The following is an 11,743-nucleotide window of genomic DNA, read 5'->3' on the forward strand; positions in this document are numbered from 1 at the left end:
ACTACCATGGCTTGGACATCCGGTACCGCTTCGGACTACCTCGACCTGCTGACGCGCCTCAAGGCCTTCGTCACCGAGCAGATGCTGCCGGCCAACGAGCGCTGGCAAGTCATGCGCTGGGTGCCGGGACCGCCGGCCGAACTGGTGCTCAAGGGCGTCGGCCTGGCCGGCTCGGATGAAATCTATGTCGCGATACAGACGGAAACCTCGTCGGACTATGGCAACTGGAAACTACGGGGCTATGTCACCTACAACCCCGGGGTGGCGTTTGATGCCCAGTACAACAGCAGTCAAACCTACTATGCGCTGCTGACCCTGTCGGCGATGCCATACTGGTTTGTCGCCAACGGCCGCCGCATCGTGGTGGTGGTCAAGACCGGCACCTACTACGAGTGTGTGCATCTCGGTCTGTTCCTGCCCTATGCGACGCCGGCCCAATATCCGTATCCCCTGGTGGTGGGCGGCTCATACAACGGCTCGACGCGCTGGAGCAACGCTTACCCCTACCGCAACCATCTGCCTCGCACGGCCGGCTATTCCGGGGCGTACTGGTCGCCCACAGGCACATGGAACAGCAGTCCGTATTTCTGGCCGGGGACCTGGGGCAGCAATCAGCGCGAAGCGCCGGATGGCAGCTACCCGCTGCTGCCCTTCGTGATGCAGGGCCTGGGCGAACTGGATGGCATGTACAGCGTGCCGGGCTACGGCAATGCCGTGGAGAACATCATCACCGCCAATGGCGTGGATCACCTTGTGGTGCAGGACGTGTATCGCACCGGGTACTACGACTACTGGGCACTGAAGCTCGAATAGATCATGGCATTCCAATCCGGCATCACCACCTCGCCGAACGACCTGCTCGACAAGATCCGGCTCTTCGCCACCACCTACTGCGGCTACACGCAGCTGATGTACCAGGCGGACTCGGGTTACTACCGGCTGCACCTGCAGCACGCGGGCAGCGGCCAATACGTCAATCTGCATTCCTGGAGCAGCTACCTCGCGGCCTATGGCTCGACTGCGTTCAGCAGCGGCCTGGCCTACGGCTCACAAACCGTATCAGGTGGCTCGATCTCGGCCAACCTGCTGTCCGGCAGTGCCGAATACTTCCTGTTCGGCGGGGATGGCTACTGCTATTGCGTCACGCAATACACCAGCACCATCTACAACATGCTGCTCTTCGGCACCATGACCAAGACCTGCAGTTTCACGGGTGGTGCTTTTCTTTCCGACAGCTACAGCGGTGCCGTGCGCGCCGACATCGACAGTGCGACCAATGCCTGGAAAACCGCCAACGGCTCCGGCAATACCTCGTCGCGGATGTTCTACACCAGCCTGACACGGCAACTCGACAGCTATTCACCGATCACTTTCAACGGGGTGACGCCGCTGTATCCGATCACCGTCGAGGTGGGACGGACGACGCCGACCTACTATTACTCGATGGTGGGCTATATCCCCGAGGTCCGTCTGCTGCGCATGAACGGTCAGTACGCCAACAAGGACATCGTCACGCTTGGCAGCGACGAGTGGATGGTGTTCAGCACGTCCTATGGCGGCTACGCCTTCAAGAAATGACGACCTTTGTGGGAGGTGTGTTGCCCTCGGGCGTGAAGGGCGATCCGGCCTATGCCTTGCCGGAGAAATTCCTGCCGGCACCGTTTCGCCCTTATGAGGGGGCCATTGCGCGATTCTCCAGCGGCGGATTCCTAACGAACCTTCTGCCGGTCAGCGAACTGCCGGTTGGCTTCGCCGGCTTCACGATTCGCCAGTTCGAGCAGCACTGGTATCACCAGATTCATCTGCTGCCGGGCAAGATCATCCTGGGCAATCTACTGTCGACGCAGATGCGGCAGATCGAAGTGTGGAACGCGCATTTCGCCACCAAGACCCTGTCGGCCATCGTCGGCGAGAACGATGGTGGCATCGTGCTGTCGGGAAGCAGTAATCCGCCGACGTCATTCGGGATGCTCTCCTCGCGCTTGTACGAGGTATCCATCAGTCTCGATGGTCCCCCGGTCATTGAGGCGTCCTTCACCTTCCAGTTTCCAGGGGAGACGCCGCGCCTGAGCATCTCGGGTCGACGGGTCGTGGTCTTCGGCCTGCGGCCACACTGGGGAGAGTCCTGGCTGGAACGACTGGCCTGGGCCACCGATGTGCTGACCGCCCGGGATGGCACGGAACAGCGCGTGAGCCTGCGCGTCAATCCGCGCCGCTCGCTCGAATTCACGATACTGCTCGGGCGCGACGATGCGGCCTTGCTGGATGTACTGCTGTCGGCCTGGCAGTCGCGGGTCTATGCCTTGCCGATCTGGCCAGACAAGACGCAGTTAGCGGGCAGCTTGGTGGCGGGCAGCACCTTCATTCCACTGACGACGACGCATCTTGAGTACGAGGCCGATGGCCTGCTGGTGATCGGTACCGACAGTCGCAATACCGAGGCTGCGGAAGTGCTGTCGGTGGCCAGCAATGGCGTAACGCTCAAGCAACCCATCCTCCAGTCCTGGCCGGCAGGTGCCTTCGTAACGCCTGCGCGCACCGCACGGCTGCGCATCAGCCAGCCGGTAACGCGGATCACGGAAGCCATCGTCACGGCCCGGGTGGTGTTCGATATCGCGGGAACCACCACGATCACCAAGCAGGACAACACCACCAAGCTGAGCAATGTGCCGATCTGGCCGATGACCTTTCCGCGATCGAACCGGGAGCGCGATGTGGAGGTGGAGTATCAGCGGCTCGCTGAGGTCCTGGACTACGAGACCGGCATCACGGCGGTAGATGACTCGGGAGCGCGACCGTTCATTCGTCGTACTTTCGATTTCCGCTTCAGCAGTCGTGCCGAGATTGCCGCCTTCAAGGGCTGGCTGGCGGCACGTGCCGGTCGCCTGGTGGCGTTCTGGCAGCCGGGGTTGGAAACGTCCATCGTGCCGACCCGCAAGATTCTGTCGAACCAGACAGTGATGACCGTGGCGGCGCGTGGCTATGCCTTGTACTTCAACCCGATGCCGGGACGCACCGAAGCCGCCTTCCTGCACAAGAACGGCACTTGGTACTACCGCACGATCCTGAGCTTCGGCGCGGGGACCCTCAGTGAAGAGGAAACGATGACGCTGGACCAGACCTTCGGCTTCGATGCCAATCCCGAAGACTGGCTCGCGATCTACTTCCTCGAAAAAAGCCGGCTCGACAGCGACCAGATCGAATTGCACTGGATCTCTGACCGGATCGTCGAATCGGCGCTGCCGATCAAGAGCATCAAAGGCTGAACATGTCCTACCTCACGCAGGAAACCTCGGTGGCCGCTGGCCTGCCGGTGGAACTCTATCGCTTCGTCCTTGGCCAGCAGATCTGGGCGGTGACCAGCGGCCGCGAGGTCGTGACCTACCAGGCCGACACCTACCAACCGGCCGTTCTGCGTCGTTCCGGACTGGAGCAATCGCCGGATTTCTCGCGCAATGGCATCGAACTGGAATGTGCGCGCGACTTTGCGGTGGCCCAGTTGTTTGCCGCCAGTCGGCCCAACGGGGTGGTGTCTCTGACGCTGTTTCGCAATCACTACGGCGATAGCGAATACATCACCGCATGGAAGGGCCGGGTGGCTTCGGTGGTGTTTGCCGGCAGTGGCGCGACGATCCGCTGCGAATCGATCTTCACGGCCCTCAAGCGCCCGGGATTGCGGGCGCATTACCAGACCGGGTGCCGCCATGCCCTCTACGACCCAGGCTGTGGCATCAACAACCAGGCCTACAAGATCGCCGGCACGCTGAGCGCGGTCTCTGGATTGACGGCAACGTCGGTGGCCTTCCTGTCGCAGAGCACCGGATGGCTGACCGGCGGTTACCTTCGCGTGGGCGGCGTACCGCGCATGATCACCCAGCACTCGGGCGATACGGTGACCCTGTCGAGCGTCCTGCCCGGACTGGCGGTAGGCAGTGCCTTCGAAGCCTTCGCCGGCTGCGACCGCAGTTTCTCGACCTGCCAGAGCAAGTTCGGCAATTCGCTGAACTTTGGCGGATTCCCATGGATACCGGCAAAGAACCCCTTTGCCGGCGACTCGATCATCTGAATCATGTGGACTCAAATTCTCATCTGGGTGGTGACCACAGTCATCGGTGCCTTGCTGAGCCCCCGGCCGCCCAAACCGGCTTCCGTCTCGCCCGGCAATGTGGATGTTCCAGTGGCCGAACAGGGCAAACCCATCCCGGTGCTGTTCGGCACGCGCGTCATCCGCCAGGCCAACTGCGTCTGGTATGGCGACATCAAGACCACGGAAATTCGCCAGACGTCTGGCAGTGGAGGCAAGAAATGATCGTGACACATGAGGATGCGAAGGCATTGGGCTATTGCAATGCCGGACTGCGTAAATGGTTCCCGCGTGATGGAGTCAGCTTCGACGACTTCCGTCGGGACGGTGTGACGACCGACTGGCTCCGGGCCAGTGGTGACGCCATGGCCATTCGCCTCGCCGAAGCGGTCGAACAACGCGAGCAGGTGGCCTAAGTGGGCGGCGGCGGAAAACGTGGTGGCGGCTCGAGTTCCTATGTCGTCGGCCATCGCTACTACGCGGGGCTCCATCTGGTCCTGTGCCATGGGCCGGTCGATGCCATCACCCGCATCATCGTCGGCGAGCGCACCGCCTGGAGCGGCAGCATCACGAGCAGCCAGACGATCTACATCAATGCCCCGCAGCTGTTCGGCGGCGATTCGCGCGAAGGCGGTGTGCAGGGCTATGTCGAGGTGAAGTTCGGCGGCCCGGCTGAAACGGTATCCGGTTACCTTCAGCAGAAGCTCGGCAGCATCATTCCGGCGTTTCGCGGCGTGCTGTCGCTGATCGTCCAGCAGTGCCAGTTGTCAGCCATGAACCCCTACATCAAGCCCTGGAGCGTCGAGGCACGGCGGATTCCGGCACCGGTGGCCCTGGGCAGCGGCTACATCAACGGAGACGCCAATCCGGCCCATATCATCTACGAGTGCCTCAACAATGCGACCTGGGGTCTGGGGCACGCCACCAGCGAGATCGATGCCAGCAGTTTCTCTACGGCGTCCTACACCCTGGGCAGCGAACAGTTCGGACTCTCCCTGCTGTGGGATCGCGAACAGCCCCTCGAAGAGTTTATCGGTGAAGTCCTGCGCCACATCGACGGCACCTTGTATGTTCATCCCCGTACCGGGCAATACACACTGAAACTCGCCCGGGCGGATTACAGCCTTCCCAGCCTCATGGTGCTGGATGCCACCAATATCCTCGCGCTGGAAAGCTTCTCGCGTCCGGCCGAATCCGAACTGATCAATCAGGTCACGGTGCGCTACCGGGACCGCAGCACTGACAAGGACGCGGCGATCACCGTGCATGACCTGGCGGCCCTGGAACTGGCCGGAGGCGTGGTGTCCTCGGTGACGGTGGACTATCCGGGCATCAGCAACGGCACGCTGGCCTCGAAGGTGGCGCTGGGTGACCTCAAGCAGCTGTCCGTTCCCCTGGCCAAGGCGACGCTGGTCGCCAACCGCAAAGCGGCCAGTCTCAATATCGGCGATGTCTTCAAGCTGACCTGGCCGGAACTGGGCATCGCCCAATTGGTGATGCGGGTGGTGCGCATCAGCTATGGCACCCTGACCGATGGGCGGGTGCGCATCGAGTGTGTCGAAGACATCTTCGGCTTGCCCTCGGCCACCTATGTCTCACCGACGCCCACCTCCTGGGTCTCGCCACTGACCGCCCCGGCCCCGGTGCCGTTCAGGAAACTGGGTGAGGCACCCTGGTGGACGGTGGTGAAACGGGTGGTTGGCGAATCGGCGACGGCCCGGGCTGAACTTGAACCCGAAGGTGGTCTGCTGGTGGTGTGCGCGAGCCGGCCCTCCGGAGATTCCCTCAACGTGAAAGTGCTGACGCGCCAGGGCAGCGCCGCCTTTGCCGAGGTTGAGGCGATGGGTTTTACGCCCAACGCGACGCTGATCAACGACATCGACCCGGCTGCCACTGTGCTGGCAATCGGCAACGGGCAGGATCTGGAGTCGGTCGGCCTCGACAAGCTGGCCTATCTCGACGATGAGATCGTGGCCATCAAGGCGGTGAATCTCGGTGCCGGGACGATCACGGTGGAACGGGGCATTCTCGATACCGTTCCGGTGAGTCATCTGGCCGGCGCGCGGATCTGGTTCGCCGATGGTGTGGAAGCCCTGATCACCGAGCAGTATCTGTCCGGGGAGTCGCTGCAGGTCAAGCTGCTGCCGTCGACCGGCATGGGACGCCTGGCGGAGTCGGCGGCGACAGCCGACAGCTACACGTTCGCAAAAAGGATGATCCGGCCGTACCCACCAGGGAATGTGCGCGTCAATAACGTGATGTGGCCCACCGCGATTCTGGGTCAGGTGGCGCTGACCTGGGCTCATCGCGACCGCATGCAGCAGACCGTCTATCTGGTGACGCAGGCGGAAGGCAACATCGGTCCCGAGGCGGGTGTGACCACCACGGTTCGCATCTACAACGAGAACCTTGGGCTCCAGAAAACCCTCTCGGGACTGACCACGACGTCCCTGACCTATACGACCACCGACGAAGCCACGGATAGCGGGCTGGGCCGGATCAACGGCCGGCTCAAGGTCGAGATCGAGTCGGTGCGCGACGGGCAGGTCAGCTGGCAAAAGCAAACGCGGAGTTTCGAGCGGGCGGGCTTCGGCCTGAACTACGGCAAATACTATGGAGGCATCTGATGGCAAGTACTGATCCCAACCTGGGACTGACCTACGGCTGGACCCTCGGCGAGTCCGGGTGGCACACGACGATGGACGGCAACTTGAAGCGGCTCGGTGCGGTGGTCGGTCTCGCCGTCAAGGATCGGGATCTGGTCACGCCGCCGGCCAGTCCGGTCGATGGCGACCGCTACATCATTCCGGCCGCTGCGACCGGTGTGTGGGCTGGCAGGACCAACCAGATCGCCGTGCGCGTGGCCAGTGCCTGGGAGTACTACACGCCGAAGGTCGGCTGGCTTTGCTACATCGATGACGAGGCTGTGCTCTCGGCTTACAAGGCCACCGGCTGGAGTGCCGGCATCGCGATCTGACATTGCTTTATCAACACTACGAGCCCACCCACGAGGTGGGCTTCGCATTTCTGGAGGACGAAATCATGGATGCAACCCCAATGGAGCGCCGCAAGATGGTGACCATCCCACAAGAAGAATTCGAGGCGATGCTGGAGCGCGCCGCCGAACGTGGAGCTCGCGCCGCATTGCATGGCGTGGGCCTGGATGGTGAGGATGCCGCTCACGACATTCGGGAACTGAGAAACCTGCTGGATGCCTTCAATGAGGCCAAGCGCACGGCGGGCATCACGCTGGTCAAGATGATTGTCACCGGACTGGTGCTGGCCTTGCTGGCTGGCACCGTGCTCAAGATCAAGTTGTTCGGGGGCCAGCCATGATCGAGACGCTACTCGGCGGCCTGCTGGGTGGGGCCTTCCGCCTCGCACCGGAAATCCTGAAGTGGATGGACCGCAATGGTGAGCGAACTCACGAACTGGCGATGCAGGACAAGGCGCTGGAGTTCGAGAAACTACGCGGTGCGCAGCGGATAGGTGAGATCGGTGCCAGCGCCGATGCGGCATGGAATACCGGAGCGATCGATGCGTTGAAGGAAGCGGTCGCTACCCAGGGGCAGCGCTCCGGTGTGCGCTGGGCCGATGCCTTATCGATCAGTGTGCGACCGGTGATTACCTACTGGTTCATGTTGCTCTACTGTGCGGCGAAGACGGCCGCGTTTGTGGCTGCTATTACTGCCGGCGCTGGTTGGGGCACGGCGGTCCTGCACGCCTGGACGGAAGCCGATCAGGCGCTATGGGCCGGTGTGCTGAACTTTTGGTTTCTCGGGCGCGTGTTCGATCGAGTGCGATCGTGATCGAGGTTCCGAAATTGGCCATCGAACTGGCCAAGCGTTTCGAAGGATTCGAACGCAAGGTGAAGCGCGGCACAGAAATCACCGCCATCCCTTACGTGTGTCCTGCCGGATTTTGGACGATTGGTTTCGGCCATCTCTGCGACCCGAAGCATCCGCCAATCACCGAGGCCGAAGCCGAGGTCTATCTGGCGCGCGACCTGCAATCGTCACTCGCCGCCACGCTGCGCTACTGCCCCGTGCTGGCCACTGAGCCCGAGGGGCGGCTCGCTGCTATCGTGGATTTCACGTTCAACCTTGGTGCGGGGCGTTTGCAGACCTCGACGCTGCGGCGACGAATCAACCAGCGAGATTGGTCGAGCGCAGCCCAAGAGCTACGCCGATGGATCTACGGCGGCGGAAAAGTGCTGTCGGGTCTTGTCACGCGACGGGAGGCTGAGGCCGCTTGGCTACTTCGCAACGCATGATCCAGAAACGCGCGGAAGAGCTTGGCTTCTGGGCCGAACAGCGCGTTCATGTCATCTCCCGCAATGAAGGAGCTAATGATGACCAACCGATACAAGCGAGCCGTGATCGAGGACATTTCCTGCCACGGCATTGATGACGCCACTCAATCAAATCTGCTCGATCTCTTTGAGCACGCGATGAAGTCCATCGCAACCACCCTGGCACGCGAAGCCAGATTCGACACGGCCGACTTTGCCTCGGCCCCGCAACATGGGTGCGGAGGCTTTCATTTGATCGTAAGCCGCCTACGCGCTGACGGTCGCGAAACCTGGCGTGGCGAATTCAGCAAGGGCGATCAGCAACTTACTGTGTTCGGCTGCCTCGAATAGTCCTGCGACTATTCGGCCACCTTCGGTACATCCCAATCCGCCAGGCGGGCCTCGCCCGTCTGATAAAACTGCTTCACCAGCTTCACGTACTCGAGGAAGTCCTTGTTCTCGGTAGCCAGTCGGTTAGCTGTGTCCCAATCGATCTCGCCACGTTCTTTTGCCGGAATCAGTACCTGGCTTTCAGACGGGTTTTCAACATCCAGCTTAATCAGTCCGATGCCATGCGCCGCAAACAGCATGCGCAGTTCCTTGAGGGTTTCCTGGCCTTCGATTTCGCCTGCTACGAGATAGCCGAAGTTAGACCAGGACGAGTTGGACACCGCTTGGAAAAACGCTTCGCGGACGTTCGACCGATTGATCAGCAACTTCACCTCGAATGACCACAACTTTGTGCGCTTGTCCGAGTATTGATTGACGCAGTCCTTCACTTCCTGGTGCCAATCGGACCCCAGGTCTTCCATGCCAACCAAGTCTGGGTAAAGCCAGCGGTTGCCGTTGGGGCCACGCTTATTGGACGAGCGCTTCTCATCGATGCGTTTCGAATAGACGCCGAACTCCGCCCACAAATACGTGGACAGCAACGGGTACAGGCCATGCTCCCCGAGCTTGGGATCCTCTTTACCCGTTGTGGTTGATCCACTCCCGCTCTCAACTGCAGCCACTTCGGCACTGTCCGACTTTTCAGAGAAGTAATACTTGCGTGGCCTGCCTTCCGTGATCTTTAGTCCCGGATGCTTCTTCTGCAGAACTGGACGCCGCGAGCCGATTTCCGCGACCAGCTGTTGCAGCAAGTCAGTATCGGTATCCAATGCCTGGCTGTTCGCCTTCTTCGCCTGACATTCTTCGGGGAAGGTGGCGAAGATCCACTCTGCAATCTGTCGAGCAGAAAACTTCTCGTCTGGATGAGCCGTGAGAAAGTCGAGAACTGCTTTGCCAAGATTAAGCGCCATGTTGTTTTCCCCTTCGAATCACTCGGCCATGGCCTTCAGCAGCGCATCTTTGGCATCGGAATAGAACTGGATGTCGATTTTGGTGGCCATGTCGTCGGATAAGTCGACCAGCTGGCGACGGCAGGCTACGGGCATCAGCAGCGCGGTTGAACCTTTTTCAACGGCGATTTCGGCAATCGTCACCGCGTTATGCACGGGCTCAATCGAGCCGCCGAGATTGATTTCGCCCACGATGATCAGCCCCCCGCGCACGCTTCGTTTCAGCAGCGACGTGCATAGTGCAACCAATGAAGCCACACCTAACTTTGCGCCAGACTTGGCCGCGTCAAACGCTCGAAGTTGCACCGTGAATTCGTGCTGCCTGGGATCCTTGTCGCCGACCAACTGAACAGATCGGGCGTACAGATTTTGCTCGGCGAAGCCCATGCTTTCGCGGAAAGCTTGAGGAATGGGTTTGTTGAGCACCTTGACCCCGGAGCCTGGCCCTTCATTGACATCCACTCGGTACAGACCAGAGTTCTCATCAACGCCACCGGGGCTGATGCTCCAGACCTGACCCGGCTCTAGCGGGTCACCGCCAATGCTGTTGTCGCTTTGCAGTTCCGGCGTGGACACAAACTTCTCTACACCGTCGGTGCCCATGGTGTAGCTGAAATGCGTGTTGCGAAACTCAGCAGCGCCGACGCGCTTCTGTTGCTCCTTCACGCGGCGTCGCACTTCCATCGCAATGCGAACTGCCCATTCGAGGTCTTCCTCGGCCACCGTATCTTCGGCGCTTGGGTGAAGCAGTTTCAACAGACCGCTGACCGTCTTATTCACGGCATTGGTGTCACGGCCCGAAAGTGCGCCACCGAAGAAAACGCGATTCTGCAATTCGCTGACCCGGCTCTGATTCCGTAGTTGGGTCCAGCATTCCGAGAGGAAATCGCTCACCAGCCCGAAATGGTCGGTCACCAGATCCTTGTTGATCTTCGGTACATCCCAACCAGGCAAGAACGCGTGGATGCGATCCATAAACGCGGTGTCATTGCGCATTTCCGGTGGCAAGGGGCCAAACAAATGGCCGATGCGCTGCTGGTTTTCAACATCGACATCAAAGTTACCTACCAAGACGATGCTGCCATCCGCGCGGATGCTTTCCTTGCCACGGCTGAATTCGCCGGACTCCATATAGCCCTTCATGATGTTTACACCATCCTTCTGGTCGAAGGAAATGCCGGAAACCTCGTCAAAGCAGACCACGTCGTATTGGCAGACCAAGCCCCGGCGGCCCTTGGCAGTGTTCTCCACGAACATCTTTGCCACCGTGGCCTTGCCGCCAGAAATCAGATGGGCATAGGGCGAAACCTGCTGGAACAAATGGCTCTTGCCGGTGCCGCGAGGGCCAAGCTCCACAAGGTTGTAATTGCGCTCGACAAAAGGGACCATGCGCAGGAGCAGTGCATTTTTCTGCCGTGCACTCAAAGCGCTCGCCTCAATGCCGATTGAGCGTAGCAGAAACTCTTTCCACTCCTCGGTGGTGAATTCGCGACGCGCCTTCGCCAGGGTATCCAGGACATCGCGTTTCGAGAGCTGAATCTCGCGGAGGGAGGTAATACCAAACGGACGCCCCTTGCTCTCCTGGGCAATGGCCACATCGAAGGTCACCCCTAGCTCGGCGTAAAAGCCGCCAGTCAGCATGCGTTCGTGTTGATTCACCAAGTCGCTGCTGATGCGAACATCGTTCAGGCGCAAGCTCGGCAAACTCGCCACATACTCGCCTTTGTTATCGACCCGAGCGGTAATCAGGTCGATGATTTTCACTTCTCCCGTTTCAAGCGCTCTGGCCTTGAACAACTCTTCCTCGCCCGCCTTGATTGTCCGGGACTTCAACTGGCGCTGGACAATCTCCAGACCCTCGTCGATTTCCTCTTGTACCGTGCTGGCGCAATAACGGCCGAGCATGAACTCGACAACATAGGTGGGGACCGGAAACTGCCGACTAAACGTGCGGACTAGGTCTTTCCGGACCAGATACCCTTCCAGTACGGAAGCGGCCTTGCGATCAATCTGATCCAATTCAATCAT

Annotated in this window: 14 protein-coding genes; 12 read left to right on the forward strand and 2 right to left on the reverse strand. The window is 60.5% G+C overall.

The window, feature by feature from the left end:
- Positions 1-6: 6 nt before the first annotated feature.
- The 12 genes from IPM27_06070 (at position 7) to IPM27_06125 (ending at position 8,726) form a co-directional block, all read left to right on the forward strand.
- On the forward strand, positions 7-813 hold the full coding sequence (locus IPM27_06070) for a hypothetical protein (GenBank protein MBK9161113.1): 807 nt from the start codon (positions 7-9) through the stop codon (positions 811-813).
- Positions 814-816: 3 nt separating this feature from the next.
- The gene (locus tag IPM27_06075; protein MBK9161114.1) at positions 817-1,578 is read left to right on the forward strand and encodes a hypothetical protein; all 762 of its coding nucleotides are present in this window, start codon (positions 817-819) and stop codon (positions 1,576-1,578) included.
- Complete coding sequence (locus IPM27_06080; protein ID MBK9161115.1) at positions 1,575-3,266, forward strand: hypothetical protein; 1,692 nt, start codon at positions 1,575-1,577, stop codon at positions 3,264-3,266. The genes IPM27_06075 and IPM27_06080 overlap by 4 nt, the downstream gene beginning before the upstream one ends.
- A 2-nt stretch (positions 3,267-3,268) precedes the next feature.
- Complete coding sequence (locus tag IPM27_06085; GenBank protein ID MBK9161116.1) at positions 3,269-4,066, forward strand: phage BR0599 family protein; 798 nt, start codon at positions 3,269-3,271, stop codon at positions 4,064-4,066.
- Between the two features lie 3 nt (positions 4,067-4,069).
- Positions 4,070-4,309: a hypothetical protein gene (locus IPM27_06090; protein ID MBK9161117.1), complete on the forward strand. Its 240-nt coding sequence runs from the start codon at positions 4,070-4,072 to the stop codon at positions 4,307-4,309.
- Positions 4,306-4,500 (forward strand): hypothetical protein, encoded by a 195-nt coding sequence (locus IPM27_06095; protein ID MBK9161118.1) that lies wholly within the window; start codon positions 4,306-4,308, stop codon positions 4,498-4,500. Before IPM27_06090 ends, IPM27_06095 begins: the two co-directional genes overlap by 4 nt.
- A complete protein-coding gene (locus IPM27_06100) occupies positions 4,501-6,711 on the forward strand; it encodes a hypothetical protein (protein ID MBK9161119.1) in 2,211 nt (736 codons plus the stop codon). It abuts the gene before it with no gap.
- Positions 6,711-7,061: a DUF2793 domain-containing protein gene (locus tag IPM27_06105; GenBank protein ID MBK9161120.1), complete on the forward strand. Its 351-nt coding sequence runs from the start codon at positions 6,711-6,713 to the stop codon at positions 7,059-7,061. The genes IPM27_06100 and IPM27_06105 overlap by 1 nt, the downstream gene beginning before the upstream one ends.
- A 65-nt stretch (positions 7,062-7,126) precedes the next feature.
- On the forward strand, positions 7,127-7,420 hold the full coding sequence (locus IPM27_06110; protein MBK9161121.1) for a hypothetical protein: 294 nt from the start codon (positions 7,127-7,129) through the stop codon (positions 7,418-7,420).
- Positions 7,417-7,893, forward strand: a complete 477-nt coding sequence (locus IPM27_06115) for a hypothetical protein (GenBank protein ID MBK9161122.1) — start codon at positions 7,417-7,419, stop codon at positions 7,891-7,893. The genes IPM27_06110 and IPM27_06115 overlap by 4 nt, the downstream gene beginning before the upstream one ends.
- Positions 7,890-8,357, forward strand: a complete 468-nt coding sequence (locus IPM27_06120; GenBank protein MBK9161123.1) for a lysozyme — start codon at positions 7,890-7,892, stop codon at positions 8,355-8,357. The genes IPM27_06115 and IPM27_06120 overlap by 4 nt, the downstream gene beginning before the upstream one ends.
- Positions 8,358-8,435: 78 nt before the next feature.
- Entirely contained in the window at positions 8,436-8,726 is a 291-nt protein-coding gene (locus tag IPM27_06125; protein ID MBK9161124.1) for a hypothetical protein, read from the forward strand.
- 8 nt (positions 8,727-8,734) lie between these two features.
- On the opposite strand, the gene IPM27_06130 is transcribed toward IPM27_06125, so the two are convergent.
- Positions 8,735-9,676: an HrgA protein gene (locus tag IPM27_06130; GenBank protein MBK9161125.1), complete on the reverse strand. Its 942-nt coding sequence runs from the start codon at positions 9,674-9,676 to the stop codon at positions 8,735-8,737.
- A gap of 18 nt (positions 9,677-9,694) precedes the next feature.
- On the reverse strand, positions 9,695-11,743 hold the full coding sequence (gene brxL, locus IPM27_06135; GenBank protein ID MBK9161126.1) for a BREX system Lon protease-like protein BrxL: 2,049 nt from the start codon (positions 11,741-11,743) through the stop codon (positions 9,695-9,697).

Source organism: Nitrosomonadales bacterium (genome assembly GCA_016716325.1).
Taxonomy (GTDB): domain Bacteria; phylum Pseudomonadota; class Gammaproteobacteria; order Burkholderiales; family Gallionellaceae; genus Gallionella.